We start from the raw sequence: 21,360 nt of genomic DNA, 5'->3' as shown, positions 1-21,360 counted from the left end.
CTCCAACAACGTTATATATCCAATTATATACCAAAAATTAGAAAAATAAACATTTGATATATAATTTTAAAAGTCATTTGTTTAAATTCTAGAATACTTGTTATAAAAAAAGCCAAAATTGCTTTGCAATTTTGGCTTCCATAATTCTTCATTTTTAATTTTTAACTCTTAATTATAAAGGTATTTTCTTGTCATTGGAAGATCGTTGTTTGTTCCTTTTGTAAATAACATTTGATGAATATCTATAGTCCAGTAGTGGAAAGCAGCAGCACATGATGCTAAGTATAATCTCCACATTCTTATGAATCTTTCATCGAACATAGTTTTAACTTGGTCGATGTTCTCATCAAAGTTATCTAACCAGTGCATAAGAGTTTTCATGTAGTGTAATCTTAATGATTCAACATCTACTACTCTGAAGTCTAATTCAGCAGCTATGTGAAGCTCTTCTCTAACTGTTGGAACGTATCCACCTGGGAAAATGTATTTAGTAATCCAGTGGTTTCCTTCTGTTTCAATTGGGTTTGTTATGTTGTGAAGTAAGAATAATCCACCTTTTTTAAGAACTGCATTTATGTTTTCGAAGTATAATGGTAAGTTGTTGTGTCCAACGTGCTCAGCCATACCAACACTTACAACTCTATCGAACTCAAGTCCGCTCTTTTTAAGGTCTCTGTAGTCCATGAATTTGATTTCTACTAAATCTTCAAGTCCTAATTCTTTAATTCTTTCGTTACCTTTTTTGAATTGTTCTTCACTTAAAGTTATTCCAGTAGCTTTAACTTTGTAAAGTTTAGCAGCTTCTATAACTAAGTAACCCCATCCACAACCAACGTCTAAAAGAGATTGACCTTCTTGAAGGTTTAATTTCTTTAAGATGTGGTGGATTTTATTCATCTGGGCATCATAAAGTGTATCATCTTCATTTTTAAAATATCCACATGAATAACTCATAGTTTTATCAAGCCAGATTGAGTAGAAGTCATTTCCGATATCGTAGTGACTAGAAATATCATTTTTTGATTTTGATCTTGAGTTTGAAGCTATTTTTCCAACGAATTTTAAAAGAATACTTTCGTTTAAGAAACTGTCGCTTTGTCTCATTATGCTTTCAAATATTTCTTGAAGATTTCCTTCTAAATCGATTTTTCCATCCATATAAGCTTCTCCAAGAACAACACTTGCATCAGCTAAAAGTTCTTTTTTTGAAGGGAATTCATTTATTATTACTTTAAATTCAGGATTTCCTTCACCATAGTTTATTTCTTCTCCATCCCAAAGTTTAAGAGTAAAAGGTTTATCACTTAATTTTTTACAGAATGATTTTACAATCGTTTTATCCATTGCCATTTTATTCACCTCATGTTTAAATTTGCGTTTAATCTGTTTAATATGTACCCATATAAAATTATTAACTTAACATAGAAAGATTATACATTTATCTAAAATTTAAATTAAAATAAAGAAAAAGAGGAAAAAAGACTGAAAAAAGCTGAAAAATGCATAAAATATCATAAAAACTCTAAAAAACATAGAAATACTTCGAATAACTAAGAAAGTTAAATATTATAGAATACTAATGCTAATAAAATCAATGGATTAGAAGGAATACTAAGGATGAAAAGGAAAATAATAAATTTTAATGAATAAAGAGTCTAAAGAAAGAAAAAAGCCTTTAAATATTAAGAAGATTGATAAAATGTAACTTGTATGTTAATAAAGAGTGAGGAAAGTTAGGGTGATAAAGAAAAGTAATATTTGAAAAATACCGTATTTAATCTAAGGAAAGAGGAAAGTTCTATTTATAAAAAAGACATAAAATTAGTTATAAAACCCCTAAGTTTTTAGGAGTTTTATAAAAATATAAAGGAAAAGATTATAGATATAATTATTAAAAGAGAAAGAAATAAAAATATTTTTGTGATAAGCGTAAATTTAGAGTGTTTTTTAAATTTATGGCTGTTTGAGAAATTAAGGATTGGATAATTATTATGAAAGGAAGGTGTCTTATTAAATTTATAAAGATTAATTACTTTAAAGTCTAAAAAGGAGGAAGTAGATAGGCTTTTTGTGTTTAATTTTTGTGCATAAATTACTTTAGAAAAGAAGGATATATTAAAAAAAACAAAAATTATTGTTATAAAGATTACTTTTTTATAAGCTTTAGGTGAGGGGTTTGGCATAAAAATCTCCTTTCAGTTAGAATTTTTTTATTATAATACAAAAAAGCATGAAATGGAAATAAAATTCTGTAAAAGTTTAATAAATTTAAAAAATGACAAAAAATTAATAAAAATATACACAAATGTATCAAATTTTTAACTTTTAGACTTTGAAAATAATGTAGAATAATTATAGACAAAAGAAAATGTTCTGGAGGGGAAATTAATGGGGAACAGAAAAAGAAAAAAAAGAGGTAATTACAAACTAGTTATAGCAATTGTAGCGTTAGTTGTAGTAGTTGTTGGAGGGACTAGCATCGCTTTGGCAAATCATAAAAAGAGTGAGCAGACAAAACAAACAGATACTAAAACAGACACTACTAGTACCAATGTGAAAAAAGAAGAAGTGAAAAAGCCGCCAGTAAAAGAGGAAGTTTCTAATAAATATGGATATCCTCAAAGTGGAAATAATATAATAGATAGCGCAAAAGCCTATGCAGTACCTGCAAATGATGTTTTTGACATGGTTGAAACAGCTAAAAAGGTGAATAATGAAAAAGAAGTATTTTTAACTTTTGATGATGGACCAAGTGAAAATACACCAAAGATTTTAAAAATCCTTAAAGAAAATGATGTACATGCAACATTCTTTGCAATGGGAAGTAATTTAGAATCAAAACAAAATCAGGAATATTTAAAAGAAGCTTATGAAAGTGGAAATGCTATAGGAAATCATACATACTCACATGATTTTCATAAATTATACCCTGGAAATAGTGTGAATGTGAATGTATTTATGAAGGAAATAACTAAAACAGATGAAATGATGAGAAACATCTTAGGAGATGGCTTTAATACAAGAGTTATAAGAATGCCAGGTGGATATATGTCAAGATCTTACTATCATGATCCAAACCTAAAAGCATTAAATACTGCATATAAAGATTGTAATATAGTTTCAATTGATTGGGATGCAGAAACAGGAGATGCAACAGGAAACAATATAGCTCCAAGCAAACTTATAAGTACAGCAATGAAAGAATCAACAAATGAAGAACATGTAATTTTATTAATGCACGATGCAGCAGCAAAAGGAACATCAGTAACTGCACTGCCAGACATAATAAAATACTACAAAGACCATGGATACTCATTCAAGGTTATAGAAAACTCACCACTTCCAAATACAACAAATAATACAGATAGTGGAACAAATAATTAACTAAAAAAGTTATCGTAGGAATATTTTTTCTTGCGATAACTTTTTTTATTTTATTAGCTAGCTAATGTAAGTAATAATCTATAAAAGGGAGGAGATAGAACATATTCTTCTAGATAAGTGAGAGTTTAAAATTAATTAGTTAGATTAAAGAAGTGAATTTAACTAGAGGTTAGAAAGAATTTTAACTTTAAAAATGAAAAAAACTCGCTCTAGGCGAGTTTTCTCATCAATTCTTAATTTGGAATTCTCAATTACTTAATGTTTGAATTCTTCCATGATTTTACGAATTCATCTAAAATATTATGAAGTACATTTCCAATTTTAGAGTATGCATTATCATCTAGGTTTGCAAGTGAAATTCTTATAGACCATTCAGGACCATGGAATCCACTTCCGCTTAAAAGTACTATAGATGATTCTTGTGCAAGTCTGTAAAGGATATGTGATGGCTTATGATACTTTTGAAGGTATGCTGAGAATTCAGCACCATAATATTTGTTTGCCCATTCTAAAAGGTCAAATTGAGTATAGTAAGCTGCATCATATTTATTTTGTGGTAATTCTAAATCTAAGCCTTCAAATAAAAGCTTTTGTCTGTAATGACAAATATCTATAGTTTTATTTTTATATCTGTTATTAGTGTCTAGTATTGCAAACATACAGAAGAATGCCATTTGAACTTGTTGTGGAGTTGAAAGACCTGCTGTATGGTTTAAGGCAACCTGTCTACTATCTGCAACTATTCTATCTATAAATGGAACAGTAGAAGGATCCTTGCACATATCTCCATATCTTTTATTTAAAGTTTTCTTATGTTCAAGTGGTAATTCTTTTATAAGTTTATCAAATATATTATTTTGATGAAGAGCTATTGTTCCAAGTCTCCAACCTGTAACTCCAAAGTATTTAGAGAAAGAATAAACTCCAACAGTATTATATGGTAAATCATTCATAAGAGAACGGAAGCCAGGCACAAATGTACCATAAACATCATCTGAGATGATTATAAGATTCTCATTATGTTCCTTTACAATAGAAACAATATATTCTCTACATCTATCACTTAAAGCAATTGATGGAGGATTACTTGGATTTACTATAAATAATGCTTTAATATTCTTATCTTTAAGCTTATCTAATTCTTCCTTTGGATATTGCCATGTATGAGTTCCACCAGAGCTTCCACTTGCACTAATAGGAACAACATTTAAGTTGTAATTAGGAAGAGTTGGAATTTCTAAGTATGGTGTAAAGATAGGTGTCATTATAGCGATTGTATCACCTTCATTTAAAATATGATTAACCTTTAGTGAATCAAAAAGGTAACACATAGCAGCAGTTGCACCTTCAACTGCATATATATTAAATTTATCATCTTCATTATTTCTATATTTCATTTCTTGAACTAAGTAATCATGAACTACACTTTCAATATGAGTAAGCATTCTATCTGGGAAAGGGTAGTTGTCTCCAATTATTGCATCAGCTAATTCAAAAACCCAATCATCAGGAGTAAACTTTTTAGTTTGAACACCATAATTAATCATATTTTTTAAAAGCTCTATACCAGGAGCTTCATTATTTTCATTACAAAATTCTAAGAATCTATCATAAATTCCTTCTTTGCTTGGCATACCTGCAAGGTCCCAGTTTTGCCATGTTCTTTGAGTTTCTAAAACTGCAAATTGTCCAAAGGTAAAAAAGGCTTGACGAGGAGTGGCACATGTCCAGTTTGGATTACCACGACCAGCATCTAAAAGTGTACGAGCACCTTTTTCTTCAGTAGCAAGACTTATAAGTTTATTTTTAAATTCAAAGGGACTGATTTTCCCATAAATTTTTTCAATTTCTTCACGTTGTATATTAATATCCATAAAATACCTCCAAGATTAAATTTGATTATAATATAAACAAATTTAAGATAAGACTAAGTTTTGTCTAAGTTAAAGTCTACAAAATATGTAAGTAGACAAAGATGATTATACTATATATTTCCTTATTAAAATAAAACAAAGCTTTATAATAGTGTTAATTTTTTTTGACTATTTTATTATGAAAAAATTAAAAAAGTTTAGATTAATCTAAACCAGAAAGAGAAGAAAAAAGATTTTATGCAAAATAAACCCAGTAAGAATTTTTCTTACTGGGTTTTTAGGAAACTATTTTGCATTTAAAATAGTTTGCATATCATCATTGTTATATTCAGAATTAGGGAATTTCTGTTGTAATTCCTTAGCATAAGTTTGAGCTTCAGGTATATTATGCTGAGCATAATAGTACTTAGCTAAAATATAAAGACATCCTGAATTATAAATATTAGCATTTGGGAAGTTCTTTAAGTAAAGCTTGTAGTACTCAACAGCCTTATCATGATCCCCAAGTGCAGAGTAAGATGCTCCAATAAAGTATGTTAAATGTGGTGCTAAGTAGTTATCACCAGCAAATTTTAAACCTTTTTGGAAGCTGTCTATTGCAGCTTGGTAATTTTTATTAGTGTAATCAGTCATACCTTGATCGTAGAATGATTGAACACCAGTATCTTGCATAAACTTTAATCCAGCAGTATATTCAACTTTTTCAGCAGCAGGAACATCACTTTCTGGTGCTTTAGATAAAAGTGTATAAACTTCATTAAAGTTATTACCACTTATAGCAGTTTGCATAGAAGTATTGAAACCAGTCCAATCTACTTTTGGTGCTTCTACCTTTTGAGATTCATTTTTGCTTGAAGAAGTAGAGGCATATATTGCGATACCACCTACAACAACAATAGCAGCTGCAACAACAATGGCAACAATCTTTTTGTTAAAGCTTGTATTCTTATTTATTTTTGATGAACTTGCAACTTCAATTTTTGAATGAGTGCTTCCTTCGGCTTCTTTAGCTTTAAGTTCAGCTGCCTTTTTAGCTTCAGCTGCTTCTTTAGCTTTAAGTTCAGCCGCTTTTTTAGCTTCAGCTGCTTCACGAGCTTTAGCCTCAGCAATTTTTTTAGCTTCTGCTTCTTCAAGAGCTTTAGCTTCAGCATCTTTTTTAGCTTCTGCTTCTTCAAGAGCTTTAGCTTCGGCATCTTTTTTAGCTTTTTCTTCTTCAAGAGCCTTAGCTTCAGCATCTTTTTTAGCTTTTTCTTCTTCAAGAGCCTTAGCTTCAGCATCTCTTTTAGCTTTTTCTTCTTCAAGAGCTTTAGCTTCAGCATCTCTTTTAGCTTTTTCTTCTTCAAGAGCCTTAGCATTAGCTTCTTCTTTAGCTAAAGTAGCCTCACGAGCTTTAATTTCAGCATCTTTTTTGGCTTTAGTAGCTTCCTCTTCAGCTTGTGCTTCTTCTTCAGCTTTTATTTTTTGAGCTTCAAGTTCAAAAAGTGAAGGTTCTTCTTCTCTTTCACGACTTTCGATTATAGAGGCTTTTATTTCTTCGCCTAAGTTTTCGTCTTTAACTTCATCATCTTTAGTTGATTCTTTATAAGCGTCAATTACAAGCCTTCTATATTCTTCATTCTCTGAATAAATACTTGTGTAGCTAAGTGCCATTTTACGAACATTGTTGTCTAAGCTTTCTAAATGTCTTTTAGCTAATGCATTGTTATTGTATTCAGAATTTATTTTCCAAGTGATTATAGCATCATCTATTCTTCCTAATTTATATAAAATTTCCCCCTCTAAAGTTAGTGCTTCTTCATTATTGTAATCTTTATCAAGTACCTTATTACAGATTTTTAAAGCATCATCATACTTTTCGTTTTCAAAAGCATCAAAAGCTTTTTGTAATTTTTTATTTGAAAATTCCATACGTCCTCCTTGTGTTAAAGACTTTTATGAAAATATTTTAAACCTTTTTTATTTAGAAATTATAAAGAAAAAATTTCTTAATAAAAAAGTAACAATTTTAAAACAGAATAGATAGAGATTAGAGAATATCCTTTTCTGTAAAAGTTAAAATTAATATATCATTTTCATAAACCAAAGCCTTTATTTATAAACCTTAGCCTCAATAATAACAGAAAAATATGAATAAATAAAGAACAGAGAAAAGAGAAGGTATAGGAAACAGGGAAAAATAATGGAAGAAGATAAAAGTATTTCCTTTAAATATTAAATACATATAAATAAAGTAGAAGTAATGAAAAAAATATGATATAATCTCTTTGTTATTCTTTAATATATGGAGGATTAATTATGAAACACATAAAAACTATAAACAAAACAAACATAAAAAACAGTTTAAAGAAGCCAGGATGTAAAGAGTGCGCAAACTCTTGTCAATCAGCTTGTAAAACTTCATGCACAGTTGCAAACTTAGAGTGTGAAGCTTAGTTTTTTTAGCAGTAACCTTTTAGGTTACTGCTTATTTTAAGAATAGTTTTTATAAAAAAGCTCTATATAAAAATTTTAAATATATATTTTATATTATAGGAGGATTTAGTCATGGGATTAATTCATAAATTTAAACAAGGCAAAGAATGTTTTGTTTTAGATGTTAATACTGGTGCAGTACACGTTGTAGACGAATTAGTTTACGATATTATTGAAGATAAAGGTTTAGAAAAGAAAGAGGTTGTACTTGAAAAATTAAGTGGAAAGTATGATGCAAATGAAATAAGCGAAGCTTATGATGAAGTAAAAGAACTTGTTAAAGAGGGAATACTTTATTCAATGGATATGTATGAAGACATAGCTCATAGTTCGATGGATGACAGAGATTATTTAAAAGCTGTTTGTTTAAACATTATCCACTCATGTAACTTAAGATGTAAATATTGTTTTGCAGATGAAGGTGAGTACAATGGACACAAAGGTGTTATGGACTTAGAAACTGCAAAGGTTGCTTTAGAGTACATAGTTAAAAGAAGTGGACCTAGAAGAAACATTGAAATAGATCTATTTGGTGGAGAGCCAACTATGATTTGGGATACAGTAACTTCTATTATAGAATATGCAAGATCTAAAGAAGCTGAATGGAAGAAAAACATCAGATTTACAATGACAACAAATGCTACTCTTTTAGATGAAGAAAAGATGGACTTTATTGATAAAGAAATGGGTAACATCATTCTTTCATTAGATGGTAGACCAGAGGTTAACGATAAAGTTAGAATTACTTTTGATGGTAAGGGTTCACATCACATGATTCTTCCAAACATAAAGAAAATGGTTGAAAAAAGAGATAAATCTAAGCATCACTGTGTAAGAGGAACATTTACAGCAGAAAACTTAGACTTCTTTGAAGATGCTATGTATATGGCTGATCAAGGGTTTAAAGAAATCTCAATTGAGCCAGTTGTACTTGAAAAAGGACACCCACTTGCATTAAAAGAAGAGCATTTAGAGAGAATCTTTGAAAACTATGATAAGTTATTTGATGAAATGGCAAGAAGAAAAAGAGAAGGTGATGAATTTAACTTCTATCACTTCAACATAGATTTACAAGGTGGACCTTGTGTTTATAAGAGAATTTCAGGATGTGGTGCAGGATTTGAATATGTTGCAATAACTCCTCAAGGGGAAGTTTACCCATGTCACCAATTCGTAGGACGTGAAGAATTTAAACTTGGAAGCATCTTTGATGATTCTTATGACAAAGAAATGGGTAAAGAGTTTAAAATGGCTCATATCTACAACAAACCAAAATGTAAAGAATGTTGGGCAAGATTCTACTGTAGTGGTGGATGTCAAGCAAACAACGTTGCATTTAATGGAGATATTAAAAACCCATATGATATAGGATGTCAAATGCAAAAGAAAAGAATTGAATGTGCAATTGCATTAAAGGCAGTTGAATAAAAATTTTGATATAGTATATAATTTAGGTGAAGCGAATATATTTTGCTTCACCTATTTTTTTAAGGAGAAAAGAAAATGAAGGAATATATTTTTTCAAATGGTTTAAAATTAGTATATAAAAAAAGAGAAACAAATCTTACATCAATATGTATTTCAATAAATGCAGGAGCTGACATGGAGGATAATCTTTACGGCTTGGCTCATGCAACAGAACATATGGTTTATAAGGCTACAAAAAATAGAAATGAAATAAAGATAAATGAGGATTTAACTAAAGTTTTTGGATTTAATAATGCAATGACAAATTATCCTTATGTAATATATTATGGAACTCTTTTAGAAGAAGATTTTTCTAAAGGAATTGAGATTTTAGGTGATATAATAATAAATCCAATCTTCCCAGAGAAGGGATTTATTGAAGAAATAAATGTAATAAAGGAAGAGCTTAAAGAGTGGGATGAAGATTTAGAACAGTTTGTAGAAGACAAACAATTCTTTAACACTTTTGAGGATAGAAGGATAAAATATCCTATAATAGGAAGAATGGAGGATTTAGAAAAAATAACTCTAAAAGATATAAAAAACTTTTATAAAAGCTACTACCTTCCTGGAAATGCAACAATTTCAGTAGTTAGTAATATTGAGCTTGATGAAGCAAAGTTTGCTATATGGAAGGTATTTAAAGAATGGGAAGCTTCTAAAAATGTAACTATAAAAAAACCTGAATATGGAGAATTTAAAAGTGGTCTTTATAGAGATTATAGAGAAGGAATAAATGGAGCTAAGATTCAAATAATATTTAAGATTGACCATTTAACAGAAGATGAAATGAAGGGGCTTAGAGTATTTAATGAATTCTTTAGTAATGGAATAAATTCAGTTCTTTATACAAAGCTTAGAACTGAAAAAGGAATAATTTATGATGTTATCCCTAAAATAGCCCATGAAAAATCAATAAAGCTTTATAAAATTATACTTGGAACAGGAACTGAAAATGTAAATTTAGCAGTAGAAACTATAAATGAAGCTATACGTGAAATACATAGCTTACTAGATTCTTTAGATAAAGAAAAAATAAGTGAATTAATAAAAAGTATGAGTTTAAAAAAGTTATTTAGAGAAGAGCAGGGGATAGTTCTTGCAAAAGAAATTTCAACGTATGATACAATGCATGAAAGCTATAAAACTTATTTAAATGAAAATATAGATTTAGATTTTATAGATAAGGAATACTTAAAAGAATTAGCAATTAAAATATTTGAAAATAAGAGTATACAAATAATAGAGAAAAAATAATAGGAGATGATTAAATTGGAAGGAAGAATACCAATTTTAGAAGAAATTATAAAATATAATATGGAAGAAAATTTACTTCTTTCTATGCCAGGAAATAAAAGTGGATTAGCTTTTTCAAAGGATTATATAGGAAGAGAATTTAAAGAAAAGATGGGTGTCTTAGATATAACAGAGGTAGAACCATTAGACAATCTTCATCATCCTGAAGGAATAATAAAGGAAAGCTTAGAGCTTTTACGTGAATATTATGAATGTAGTAAGGCTTATTTTATCCTAAATGGAAGCACAGGAGGCAATCTAGTAGCTGTATTTTCAGCCTTTGAAGAAGGTGATGAAGTTTTAATTGAAAGAAACTGTCATAGGTCAATTTATAATGCTCTTATTTTAAGAAAATTAAAGGTTAATTATATAAAAGGAAGAGTAGATAAAGAAAATGATGTTCTTTTACCTGTTACTGAAAAAGATATAAGAGATGCTTTAGATAAAAATAAAAATATAAAGGGAGTAATTTTAACTTACCCAAATTACTTTGGAATTACATCAGATATAGAAAAGATTTTATTAGAGCTTAAGGAAAAAGGAGTAAAAACTATAATAGATTCAGCCCATGGAGCACATTTTAAATGCTCAAAGGAATTTCCTAAAAGCTTAACTAGCATAGGAGATTATGTTATTTTAAGTGCACATAAAACAATTCCATCTTTAACACAAGGAGGCTATTTAATAGTTAATGATAAAAATGATAAAGTAGACTTTTACTTTAGTGCATTAACAAGTACGTCACCATCATATCTTCTTTTAGCATCTCTTGATTATGGAAGACATTATATGCAAGTTTATGGAGAAGAAGATTACAAGGAATTAATAGAAAGATGTAGAAGGTATAAAGAAAAAATAGAAAAGATAGATGGAATAAAAATTTATTCTGAAAAAAATTTAAAAGAAGGCTATGAAATAGATGAAACAAGATATGGAGTTTGCTTAGATAAAGGATATTCAGGAGAAAAGCTTTTAAAGTATTTAAGAAAAGAAAAAATTCAATGTGAAATGAGCTTTACTCATGGTGTAGTATTAATATTCTCAACCTTTAATACTGATGAAGATTTTGAAAAATTGTATGAGGCTTTAAAGAAATTAAATTTAGAGGATTTAAAAGATGAAGGTTATTTAGAAGGAAGATTTTTTTCTGAAATTCCAGAAAAGGTATATGAACCTTTTGAGGTTCTAGAAAAAAATTATGTAGAAGAAGAAATAAATGATAATATAATTTCAAAAATTTCAAAGGAGCATATAGTACCATATCCACCAGGAATTCCAATTCTTTGCCCTGGGGAAAAAATCACAAAAGAAATAGTAGTTATAATAAAGGATTATTTGAAAAAGGGAATGGATGTTTTAGGAATAAATGAAGGTAAAATAAAAATAATAGAGGAATAAAGGAAACATAATTAAAAATTATTCATATATTATATTGAACTTTAAATAAATACGGATGAAAAAAAAGGAGATATGATATATGAATAAAAAACAAAATTGTAATGAAAAAGACTGTTCTAAAATGGAGCATTATGCAGTAGACTTAGTAGCATACACTATGAAAATGCAATGTGCAATAACTAAAAAATTAGAAGAGGCAAGAGCTTATGACTGCAAAGCAGAAGAAATAATGAAAAAAGCAAGAGTATTAGAAAATCAATCTGACGCTTTAATGAAAGAAGCAGAAGAAATGAGTAAACAATTAGAAATTCAACTTAAAAAAGCAAATCTTTTAATGCTTAAAACTATAGAATGTTATAAAGAAGGCTACGAAGAAGAAAAAGAAGAATGTTGTCACAATGAAGGACATCATCACCATCATCATGAAAATAATTGTGGATGCTATGAAGAAGAAAACAATTATGGATGCAATAATGGAGGATATACTGGATGCCAAAGTGGATATTGCTCATCAAATAATTGCGGATGCAACGGAAATTCACATATAAATGACTGTTATAGACAAGGATATGGAAATAACGGATTTAGATATGAACAAGGACATAGCATGAATTGTGGTATGAATCCTAGAGAAATGGAAAGAGAAGACGAAAATAGATGCTGGTATAATTAAAAGATTAAAGTTACTTAGATTTTTCTAAGTAACTTTTTTACTTTTAGAATAATAAAGAAGTGGTTTGAAAATAATAAAAAAGAACTAACAAGAAGATTTAATCTTTTAATAAAGGAGTTTTGATAAATGGAAGAAAAAATGTTTTGTTTTCAATGTGAGCAAAGAATGAATGAGAAGGCATGTACGGTGTCAGGAGTGTGTGGTAAAACACCAGAAATTGCAGCCCTTCAAGATTTAATTGTTTATCAGTTAAAGGGAATAGCATCTTATGGGAATTTAATATTAAAAAAAGGTGCAGAGGTTGGAGAATATATTATAAAAGAAATAGAAGATAGTCTTTTTATGACATTAACAAATGTAAACTTTAATTTTGATGACCACATTTATAGATTAAAGAGATTACAAGAAATAAAAGAAATGCTAAGAAATGAAGGAGTAGAATCTAATAAAGAAGAGTGCTTATATACTTTAAGCAGAACAAATGATGAAATAATAAGAGATGCTAAAGAAAAGGCTTGCATCTTATGTGATGGAGAAGAAAATGCAGATATTCGTTCATTAAAAGAAACTATAAAATATGGTCTTAAGGGTATTGCAGCTTATGGACATCAAGCAAGAGCCTTAGGATATAAAAGTGAAATGGTTGATAAATTTTACATAGAAGCATTAGATTATATAAGTGATAGAAATATAAGTCAAGGAGAACTTGTAGAACTTTTACTTAAAACAGGTGAAATGAGTGTGGAAGTTATGAGACTTCTAGATGAATGTAACACAAATATATATAGTCATCCTGAGGTTACAGAAGTAAGTAGAAGCATAAAAAAAGGTCCATTTATAATAGTATCAGGACATGATTTAAAAGATTTAGAAGAGCTTTTAAAACAAACTGAAGGAAAAGGGATAAACATATATACTCATGGTGAAATGCTTCCTGCAAACAGTTACCCAGAGCTTAAAAAATATAAACACTTAGTAGGAAACTTTGGGACTGCATGGCAAAACCAAAGAAAAGAGTTTGATGGAATTCCAGGCTGTATATTAATGACAACAAACTGCATAATGAAGCCACTAGAGTCATATAAAGATAGAATATTTACAACAAGTGTTGTAGGGCATGAAGATTTAATAAACATAAAAGATAATATGAGTGGAATGAAAGACTTTACTCCAATTATAAATAAAGCACTAGAACTTGGAGGATTTACAGAAGAAAAAGAAGAAAAGAAAATAATCATAGGCTTTGGACGTGATGCAACACTTAAAAATGCAGGCAAAATAGTAGAAATGGTTAAAGAAGGAAAGATAAAACACTTCTTCTTAGTTGGTGGATGTGATGGAACAAAAGAAAAAAGAAGCTACTACACAGAATTTGCAAAAAGAGTGCCAAAGGATTGCATTATATTAACTCTAGCCTGTGGTAAATATAGATTAAATAGTTTAGACCTTGGAGACATAGATGGAATCCCAAGACTTTTAGATGTAGGGCAATGTAATGATGCATATTCAGCAGTAAGAATTGCCATGGCACTTGCAGAAGCCTTCAATACAGATATAAATAGCCTTCCACTTTCAATAGTACTTTCATGGTATGAGCAAAAGGCTGTAGCAGACCTTTTAGCTTTAATTTATCTAGGAGTTAAGAATATGAAGCTAGGACCAAGCTTACCATCCTTCATATCAGAAAATGTACTTAAAATATTAGTAGAAAACTATAACTTAGGAGGGACAACAACTCCAGAAAAAGACCTTCAGGAATTAATGAGAAAAAATTAATAATGAAGAATTTAAAATTTAGAATTTAGGAAAAACTTAGGTGAATTTGAGATTTAAAAGATGAATTAGCATGGCTAGTTTGTCTTTTATTTTAGGTTGGAGTAAAAAATCTTTTAAGGTAAGATTATCTTTTGATTAGGTTAAAATTTGAGCTAGAGTGTACCATTTAACTAAGCATGGGAATAAGATAGTAAGTGATAAAATAGAGATTATTAGAGGAGGATATGTATGGGAACTATTAATGTAAATGTGGGAGTTCCGAACAGTTATATAGTTTTGTATGACCATACTTTAAATACAAGTACTCAAGCTTTAACCAATGGAGCTGGGAGTTATTCATTCACAAGTATACCGATAGGAAGTTATAGTATATATAATACTGCAATAGATACAACAGGACAAAATCCACCAACAACTTGTGGATTTCCACCAGGAGGATATACAGGAACAACCTATCCAAGAAGAATAGATACAACTATTGTAACGGCAACTACCACAAGAACAATAACCTTTGATTTTGATAAACCAGTTCCATGGAGTGCAGCTTATGGAGGGAATCCACCACCTTATGGTTTAACAACAGGAGGTGGAGTAAACCTTGCAACAGGTGCAACAGTTGCTATTCCTGCAATAGTAAATAATGGAATGGGGTATTCTATTAAAGATGATATGATATATGGGCAGTGTGCTCAGAAAAGAACAGATGGAACAGGAGCAGATATTACACTTCATCCAGTAGTGAATCTAGTAAATGGAAGTAATTTAAATGTAGGAGATTGTGATTTTAGAGGTCTTCTTATTTTTCCAGAGGCATTAGGTGCAGTAAACACTATGTGTGCCATATGTATAGACCCATTAAACCTTTTATATTTAAGACCTGTGGATATTTTTGCACCAGATGTAGAGCTTACAGTATCCCCATATGGAACAGTATTTTCACCATCACTTTCATCTACTGCAGATCAAGCATTTGTACCAAGTATAAATTCAATAATCTGGGTTGCATCAGGGGAAGTCAAAAGGTTTAGTTTAGATACAATAGCAGCAACTACAATGACAATAACAGGAGTACCATTAACTAATTCAGGTGGAGTTTGTTTTTCAGATATGAAAAACTTTTATTGTCCTACAGGTTCAAAAATTTATAAACTAAAATTGACAGATACAATAGCAGAAGGAAGCTATCTTGCAAATTCAACACTTGGAACTGTTGGGGATGCATCAAGGGCTGCCAACATGCCAGTATTTGCAGTTAATCCAATAATTACAAAAAAAGTTGATAAGGCATTTGCATCACCAGGAGATACATTGATATATACAACAACAATAGTAAATACTGGTTTAACAGATGGAATAATAGATACATTTATAGACACAATTCCAACTGGAACTCAGTTTATAACTGATACTATAAATTTAGATGGAGTGTTACAGACTGGAAAAACACCATTAAATCTAGATTTAGGAAGCCTTTTAATAGGAGTTATAAGAACAGTAACATTCAATGTACTTGTTACAAGTACAATTGCAAATAGTGAATTAACAAACGTTGCATCTTTAGAAACTACCTATTATGATGGTGCAACAGAGCAAAACTATACATTTGACTACATTTCAAACAATGCAGTAACAACAGTAGTTGCACCTTTTATAGATATAAATAAAACTCGTGATAGAACTTATGGGAAAATTGGAGACATTATAACTTATACAATAGTTGCTACAAATTCATCAACTCTTACAGCAACAAAAAGTATAATGTTAGATACTACGCCTGTAGGAAGTACTTTTGTTTCAAACTCATTAATAGTAAATGGAGTGACAATTACAGGAGGAAATTTAAATCCACCAACAGGATATTCCCTAGGAACAATTACAGGTGGGAAGGTAAATACAGTAACATTTAAAGTACAAGTTGTTTCAGTCCCAAGCAATAACACAATAGAAAATATGGCAAAATTAACTTACGTATATAATGTAACAGGGACAACAACAGTTCCATTAACCTCATATAGTAATACAGTAACAACAGACATCAAAGAAGCGAATTTTACAAATATAAAAAAAATGGTAGACAAGCTATATACAATACCAGGAGACACGCTAACTTATACAATAGTAGTGCCGAACACAGGAAATGTAAGTGGAACAAATGTTATATTAAAAGATACAATTCCAAATGGAACAACCTTTGTAACAAATAGTATGCAAATAAATGGAGCATCATCAACTGAAGTTCCACCAAATATAAACCTAGGAACAATTCTAGCAGGAGAGGTAAAAACTATTATATATCAAGTTTTAGTAAATTAAAGAAGAGGTTTACTTAGGAAAGTTTTAGGGAAATGAAATAGCTACATTAAAAACAAAGATTAGTAGTAAACCTAAGAGAAAAGGGCATCTGAAAATGCCCTTTTGTTGTATACTTATTTTTTTATACCCACACTTGAGTAAGAGCCTTGAATTTTTATACTTGACTTATTTGTTAGAAATTTCATGTTTGTAAAATATGGTATATAATTAAATTATAAAATAATAGTTAGAGAATAGGAGAAGGTGTATGTTTACTAAAAATGAAATATTAGATATTGCAAAGAAGCAATTGGCTTTGGATTATGGGTGTAAGGTTAGTGATTTAGAGAAAGCTAAAAATACTGTAGTTTTGAAAAATTTAAAAGAAGGAAGAAGAATGAATTGTGGGGATAATTACTTACTTAAAATTCTTTGCTTTGGTGAGAGAGCTGTAGTTTCTACAAGTAAAGAACTTATGCCTTTCTTTGAAGAAAAGTTAAAGGATTATGATGCTAATTGGTTGTTCCACTTTCCTATACTTAGAAACATAGATAAAAAGCTTGGAGAATTTGGACATGAAATAGCTGATATTCATCATTATTATCTGCCACTTAAAGAAATAGAAGAGGTAAAAGAGATAACAAAAGTTAGATGGTATGAAAGAGAAGAGATTATGAAATTTAAAGGTGATGATAGATTTAATGAAGCTTTTGCCTTTAATGAAGATTATCCAGACGTTCTAGCAGTTGGAGCATTAGAGGGTGAAGAAATAATTGGAATGGCAGGAGCAAGCCGTGATTCAGAAGAAATGTGGCAAATTGGAATTGATGTAATGAAAGAGCATAGAGGAAAAGGAATAGGAACAAATTTAGTTTCTTTATTAAAAAATGAAATTATAAAGCGTGGAAAAATTCCTTTTTACAGTACAATTGAATCAAACATATACTCTCAAACAATAGCTATTAAAACAGGATTCATACCAGTTTTTGCAGAGCTATATTCTAGAAAAAAGTAATTTAGTATTAAAAGAAATAGAAACTCTAAATTAAATGTAGCTAATTGCAATAATACTTTATATTAGAATAATTGATAGTTAATGAATATTTTAATATAATTAAGATAATAGATATTAATAGGTAAGGAGATGAGTGAATTATGAATAAAAATAGTGATATATCAATTAAAGGAGAAAACTTTATTGTGAAAGGATTAAACCCTTTATTAATAGATATTGAAGAATATATTAAATTGATGGAATATATGAAACTAGACTCGTCAGCATTAATAGATTATTATACTATTTTAAAATCAAATGTAAGTGCAGAAGAAAAGTTAATAATAGCTAAGAAAGCACAGTTTTTTATGGGAGGCTTTTTAAATGAATCTAAAAATATTAGAGAATAATATAAATAAAAAATTTAAAATAAATTGCATAATTGAAAAAGCTTTAGATGAATTTGACGAAGAAGTTATAACTATATATTTAGAAGAGTATGAAATATCCTATATGTCGGCGATTAAAGAGTATTTTAAATCAGTTATGTATGATGGAAACATTACTTTTGTATATAGAGGTGTAGAGAGTGAATAGTTATGAAAAATTTATGTTACAAGATGCTAAAGCATATATAAAACTATACACAACACATGAGGCGGAAGGGGAGATAAGTAGGATTACCGCACAGTTAGGATATGAAATGATAGAAAAGTTTTTGAAAAATGAGGTTTGTAATTTTTATGAGGTTGATATTAAAACAAAAACTTCATTCAATCATTTAGGAATGCTTAAAGCTATGGGGCTTAATTCGTTATTAAAAAGTCATGACATAGTTAAATTATTTAAGCTGATAAATAAAAACTTAAATGAAGATTATGCAAAATACTTTAATTTTATAATACCAGCAATAAAGGATATTTATAATACAAATAGGTATCCAAGTAACATAGATATAATAGAACTACAAGAACATCATTATTTAGCAATGTTAACTATAGCAACTAAAATTATCAACAAGGCAAAAACAATTGAAAGCTAAGAAATTGTATGAAAAAGTTACTATCTATAATAGTGAATTCTTTTCTAGCAAATGTGCAAATTTTAAATTATTAGAGAAGGTAAGTTTAGAGTACAAGAGTAAAGAATAAAGTAAAACGTAAAAGAATGATGAGAAATGAGAATTACATCTTTCTTATCATTCTTAATTTTTTATTTTAAATTATTAATTATAAAAAGTCAGATACAAGATTAAGTTTCCATTCTTTTGAAAGTTCTAAAGCTGTATCTAAAGCTTTATCAGATAGTTCAGATGGGTCATGTGCATCTGCTGATATTAGAACTTTTATATTTCTTTTAGAGGCAAGCTCCCAAAATCTATGGTCAGGATAAGCATATCTTTCTCCATCTAAAAAGGTGAATTTACCTTTTCTAATTCCGTTTGCATTTAATTCTAAAATAGTATCATTTGAAGCTGCGGCATCTAAAATTATTTCTCTAGCTAAAACTCCATTAGAATCTAAAGAAAATTTGTTTAAAAATATTAAATCAGGATGAGCTAAAAAGGCAAAGTAGCCTGTTTCTAAAGCTTCTTTTATTGAAAGTGCATAGGCTATATAGTCTTCTGTATTATCTAATTCAAAGTTGTTTATAAATCTTTCAGTGTGAGGTGTTACATGTTGTCCTAGTACAAGATAATCAAACTTTTTTAAAAGTTCTTCATAGTAGAAATTCATTTCACTATTATATTCAATTTCAAGTCCTATACGAATCTCAATTTTATCTTTATACTTTTCCTTTAATTTAAAGATTGAATCGTAATATTCATCTAATTCTTCAAATTGCATTCTATATAAAAATCTATTATCAGGATAAGGTGCATGGTCACTAAACCCTAAAGTTGTATATCCAGACTTTATAGCCTCTAATATGTATTCTTCATCAGAACCAGTTGCATGAAGGCATCTAGTTGTATGAGTATGGAAATTTGTTTTTAAAATCATAAAAACACGTCCTTTCAGATATTACTTTAATTATATATTATCAAAAAAGTTTGAATATTTATACAAAAGGATATGAAAAGTATTGAATTTATTTTATTATAAGAATATAATTTAGAATTAAAAAAGGAGTGTTAGATATGGAAGAGATTTTAGAAATTTTAGAGAAGAACAGTAGATATACTGATGAAGAGATAGCCATTATGGCAGGAAAAACAGTTGAAGAGGTTAGAGCTGCTATACAGGATTATGAAGAAAAAAATATTATTGCAGGATATACAACTCTTATAAATTGGGAAAATACAGGAAAGGAAACTGTTACAGCATTAATTGAAGTTAAGATTATGCCTCAAAGAGGGCAAGGTTTTGACAAGGTTGCCGAAAGAATTTATAAATTCTCTCAAGTTAAGGCTTGTTATTTAATGTCTTCAGGAGGTTTTGATTTAACTGTTATAGTTGAAGGAAAAACTATGAAGGAGGTTGCTATGTTTGTATCTGAAAAGTTATCTGTTCAAGAATATGTACAAGGAACAGCAACTCACTTTGTTCTTAAAAAGTATAAAGACCATGGAAGAATTTTCAAAGATAAACAATCTAAAGAAAGAGAGGCTATATTTATATGATTTTAGAAGATATGATAGTTGATAGAGTTCGTGAAATGCCACCATCTGGTATTAGAAAATATTTTGATATGGTAAATGAAATGGAGAATGTAATTTCTCTTGGAGTTGGAGAGCCTGACTTTGTTACACCTTGGAATGTTACAGAGGCTGGAATTTATTCTTTAGAAAAGGGACATACTCATTATTCTTCTAATGCAGGATTTATAGAGCTTAGAGAAGAGATAAGTAATTATTTAGATAGAAAGTTCAATACTTACTATAACCCAAGAGAAGAGATTTTAGTAACTGTTGGTGGAAGTGAAGGGATTGATTTAGCTCTTAGAGCCTTAGTTAAAGAAGGGGATGAAGTTATAATCCCTGAGCCAAGCTTTGTTGCTTATAGAGGATGTACTGCTTTTACAGGAGCAAAGGCTAAGATTATAAATTTAAAAGAAGAAGACGATTTTAAGTTAAAGCCTTGGCAGCTTGAAGAAGCTATAAATGAAAAAACAAAGGTAGTAATACTTCCTTTTCCAAATAACCCAACAGGGGCAATAATGACAAGGGAAGAGCTTTCAGAAATTGTAGAAGTTTTAAAAGATAAAAATGTAATAATTTTATCTGATGAAATATATGCAGAGCTTTCATATGATAAAAAGCATGTATCAATAGCAGAATTTGAAGAAGTAAGAGATAAAACAATAGTTATAAATGGATTCTCAAAATCTTATGCAATGACAGGGTGGAGACTTGGATATGCTTGTGGTCATAGTGTTATTATAGATGCAATGAAAAAAATCCATCAATATGGAATAATGTGTTCACCAACAACAGCACAATATGCAGCAATAGAAGCACTTAAAAATGGTGATGATAGTGTTCAAAAAATGGCACATGAATACAACAGAAGAAGAAGAATTCTTGTAAATGGATTTAGAGAAATGGGGCTTAGTTGTTTTGAGCCACTTGGGGCACTTTATGTATTCCCATGTATAAAATCCACAGGTCTTACAGCAGATGAATTCTGTGAAAGACTTCTAATGGAAGAAAGAGTTCTTGCAGTGCCAGGAAATGCTTTTGGAGACTGTGGAGAAGGATATATAAGAGCTTGTTATGCAGCTTCAACTGAAGA

At 29.5% G+C, this 21,360-nt stretch carries 18 protein-coding genes; 14 read left to right on the top strand and 4 right to left on the bottom strand.

The features are described from left to right. Positions 1-168: 168 nt before the first annotated feature. Complete coding sequence (locus ACRC28_RS02760) at positions 169-1,350, bottom strand: class I SAM-dependent methyltransferase (protein ID WP_438541927.1); 1,182 nt, start codon at positions 1,348-1,350, stop codon at positions 169-171. A 1,038-nt stretch (positions 1,351-2,388) separates the two neighbouring features. Between ACRC28_RS02760 and ACRC28_RS02755 the strand changes: the two genes are divergently transcribed. Beyond that, entirely contained in the window at positions 2,389-3,384 is a 996-nt protein-coding gene (locus tag ACRC28_RS02755; protein ID WP_438541926.1) for a polysaccharide deacetylase family protein, read from the top strand. Positions 3,385-3,635: 251 nt separating this feature from the next. Here the strand turns inward: ACRC28_RS02755 and aspD are convergent, their stop codons facing one another. After that, positions 3,636-5,258, bottom strand: coding sequence for an aspartate 4-decarboxylase (gene aspD, locus ACRC28_RS02750; RefSeq protein ID WP_438541925.1), 1,623 nt, complete (start codon positions 5,256-5,258; stop codon positions 3,636-3,638). A 285-nt stretch (positions 5,259-5,543) separates the two neighbouring features. After that, positions 5,544-7,166: a tetratricopeptide repeat protein gene (locus tag ACRC28_RS02745; protein ID WP_438541924.1), complete on the bottom strand. Its 1,623-nt coding sequence runs from the start codon at positions 7,164-7,166 to the stop codon at positions 5,544-5,546. A 387-nt stretch (positions 7,167-7,553) separates the two neighbouring features. On the opposite strand from ACRC28_RS02745, the gene scfA reads away from it, so the two are divergent. From scfA to ACRC28_RS02690, 11 genes are all read left to right on the top strand, one after another. Next, positions 7,554-7,691 carry a six-cysteine ranthipeptide SCIFF gene (scfA, locus tag ACRC28_RS02740; protein WP_002598118.1) on the top strand — a complete coding sequence of 46 codons (138 nt, stop codon included), beginning with the start codon at positions 7,554-7,556 and terminating at the stop codon, positions 7,689-7,691. A gap of 111 nt (positions 7,692-7,802) precedes the next feature. Continuing rightward, on the top strand, positions 7,803-9,158 hold the full coding sequence (gene scfB / locus ACRC28_RS02735; protein WP_438541923.1) for a thioether cross-link-forming SCIFF peptide maturase: 1,356 nt from the start codon (positions 7,803-7,805) through the stop codon (positions 9,156-9,158). A 75-nt stretch (positions 9,159-9,233) separates the two neighbouring features. Continuing rightward, the gene (locus ACRC28_RS02730; protein ID WP_438541922.1) at positions 9,234-10,454 is read left to right on the top strand and encodes a M16 family metallopeptidase; all 1,221 of its coding nucleotides are present in this window, start codon (positions 9,234-9,236) and stop codon (positions 10,452-10,454) included. Between the two features lie 15 nt (positions 10,455-10,469). Next, positions 10,470-11,891, top strand: a complete 1,422-nt coding sequence (locus ACRC28_RS02725) for an aminotransferase class I/II-fold pyridoxal phosphate-dependent enzyme (protein ID WP_438541921.1) — start codon at positions 10,470-10,472, stop codon at positions 11,889-11,891. Between the two features lie 79 nt (positions 11,892-11,970). Beyond that, entirely contained in the window at positions 11,971-12,564 is a 594-nt protein-coding gene (locus ACRC28_RS02720; protein WP_438541920.1) for a hypothetical protein, read from the top strand. 126 nt (positions 12,565-12,690) lie between these two features. Next, positions 12,691-14,340: a hydroxylamine reductase gene (gene hcp, locus ACRC28_RS02715; RefSeq protein ID WP_438541919.1), complete on the top strand. Its 1,650-nt coding sequence runs from the start codon at positions 12,691-12,693 to the stop codon at positions 14,338-14,340. Between the two features lie 228 nt (positions 14,341-14,568). Beyond that, the gene (locus tag ACRC28_RS02710) at positions 14,569-16,653 is read left to right on the top strand and encodes a hypothetical protein (RefSeq protein WP_438541918.1); all 2,085 of its coding nucleotides are present in this window, start codon (positions 14,569-14,571) and stop codon (positions 16,651-16,653) included. A gap of 247 nt (positions 16,654-16,900) precedes the next feature. Beyond that, positions 16,901-17,647: a GNAT family N-acetyltransferase gene (locus ACRC28_RS02705; protein WP_438541917.1), complete on the top strand. Its 747-nt coding sequence runs from the start codon at positions 16,901-16,903 to the stop codon at positions 17,645-17,647. Between the two features lie 140 nt (positions 17,648-17,787). After that, complete coding sequence (locus ACRC28_RS02700; protein WP_438541916.1) at positions 17,788-18,036, top strand: hypothetical protein; 249 nt, start codon at positions 17,788-17,790, stop codon at positions 18,034-18,036. Then, positions 18,011-18,223 carry a hypothetical protein gene (locus tag ACRC28_RS02695; RefSeq protein ID WP_438541915.1) on the top strand — a complete coding sequence of 71 codons (213 nt, stop codon included), beginning with the start codon at positions 18,011-18,013 and terminating at the stop codon, positions 18,221-18,223. Before ACRC28_RS02700 ends, ACRC28_RS02695 begins: the two co-directional genes overlap by 26 nt. Next, entirely contained in the window at positions 18,216-18,668 is a 453-nt protein-coding gene (locus tag ACRC28_RS02690) for a hypothetical protein (RefSeq protein WP_438541914.1), read from the top strand. Before ACRC28_RS02695 ends, ACRC28_RS02690 begins: the two co-directional genes overlap by 8 nt. A gap of 187 nt (positions 18,669-18,855) precedes the next feature. On the opposite strand, the gene ACRC28_RS02685 is transcribed toward ACRC28_RS02690, so the two are convergent. Then, positions 18,856-19,629 carry a histidinol-phosphatase gene (locus tag ACRC28_RS02685; RefSeq protein ID WP_438541913.1) on the bottom strand — a complete coding sequence of 258 codons (774 nt, stop codon included), beginning with the start codon at positions 19,627-19,629 and terminating at the stop codon, positions 18,856-18,858. Between the two features lie 137 nt (positions 19,630-19,766). On the opposite strand from ACRC28_RS02685, the gene ACRC28_RS02680 reads away from it, so the two are divergent. Both ACRC28_RS02680 and ACRC28_RS02675 read left to right on the top strand, forming a co-directional pair. Beyond that, positions 19,767-20,249: an Lrp/AsnC family transcriptional regulator gene (locus ACRC28_RS02680; RefSeq protein WP_438541912.1), complete on the top strand. Its 483-nt coding sequence runs from the start codon at positions 19,767-19,769 to the stop codon at positions 20,247-20,249. Continuing rightward, a partial coding sequence (locus ACRC28_RS02675) for an aminotransferase class I/II-fold pyridoxal phosphate-dependent enzyme (protein WP_438541911.1) occupies positions 20,246-21,360 on the top strand: 1,115 nt, incomplete at its 3' end. The genes ACRC28_RS02680 and ACRC28_RS02675, both read left to right, overlap by 4 nt.

The organism is Clostridium sp., from assembly GCF_051650885.1.
Lineage (GTDB): Bacteria > Bacillota > Clostridia > Clostridiales > Clostridiaceae > Clostridium.
Note: the sequence above shows the minus strand (reverse complement) of the source record. Positions and strands in the feature narration are given on the sequence as shown.

Coding starts and splice junctions, on each gene's coding strand:
- ACRC28_RS02760 (WP_438541927.1), bottom strand. CDS start 1,350: ATGGCAATGGATAAAACGATTGTAAAATCATTCTGTAAAAAATTAAGT.
- ACRC28_RS02755 (WP_438541926.1), top strand. CDS start 2,389: ATGGGGAACAGAAAAAGAAAAAAAAGAGGTAATTACAAACTAGTTATA.
- aspD (WP_438541925.1), bottom strand. CDS start 5,258: ATGGATATTAATATACAACGTGAAGAAATTGAAAAAATTTATGGGAAA.
- ACRC28_RS02745 (WP_438541924.1), bottom strand. CDS start 7,166: ATGGAATTTTCAAATAAAAAATTACAAAAAGCTTTTGATGCTTTTGAA.
- scfA (WP_002598118.1), top strand. CDS start 7,554: ATGAAACACATAAAAACTATAAACAAAACAAACATAAAAAACAGTTTA.
- scfB (WP_438541923.1), top strand. CDS start 7,803: ATGGGATTAATTCATAAATTTAAACAAGGCAAAGAATGTTTTGTTTTA.
- ACRC28_RS02730 (WP_438541922.1), top strand. CDS start 9,234: ATGAAGGAATATATTTTTTCAAATGGTTTAAAATTAGTATATAAAAAA.
- ACRC28_RS02720 (WP_438541920.1), top strand. CDS start 11,971: ATGAATAAAAAACAAAATTGTAATGAAAAAGACTGTTCTAAAATGGAG.
- hcp (WP_438541919.1), top strand. CDS start 12,691: ATGGAAGAAAAAATGTTTTGTTTTCAATGTGAGCAAAGAATGAATGAG.
- ACRC28_RS02710 (WP_438541918.1), top strand. CDS start 14,569: ATGGGAACTATTAATGTAAATGTGGGAGTTCCGAACAGTTATATAGTT.
- ACRC28_RS02705 (WP_438541917.1), top strand. CDS start 16,901: ATGTTTACTAAAAATGAAATATTAGATATTGCAAAGAAGCAATTGGCT.
- ACRC28_RS02700 (WP_438541916.1), top strand. CDS start 17,788: ATGAATAAAAATAGTGATATATCAATTAAAGGAGAAAACTTTATTGTG.
- ACRC28_RS02695 (WP_438541915.1), top strand. CDS start 18,011: ATGAATCTAAAAATATTAGAGAATAATATAAATAAAAAATTTAAAATA.
- ACRC28_RS02685 (WP_438541913.1), bottom strand. CDS start 19,629: ATGATTTTAAAAACAAATTTCCATACTCATACAACTAGATGCCTTCAT.
- ACRC28_RS02680 (WP_438541912.1), top strand. CDS start 19,767: ATGGAAGAGATTTTAGAAATTTTAGAGAAGAACAGTAGATATACTGAT.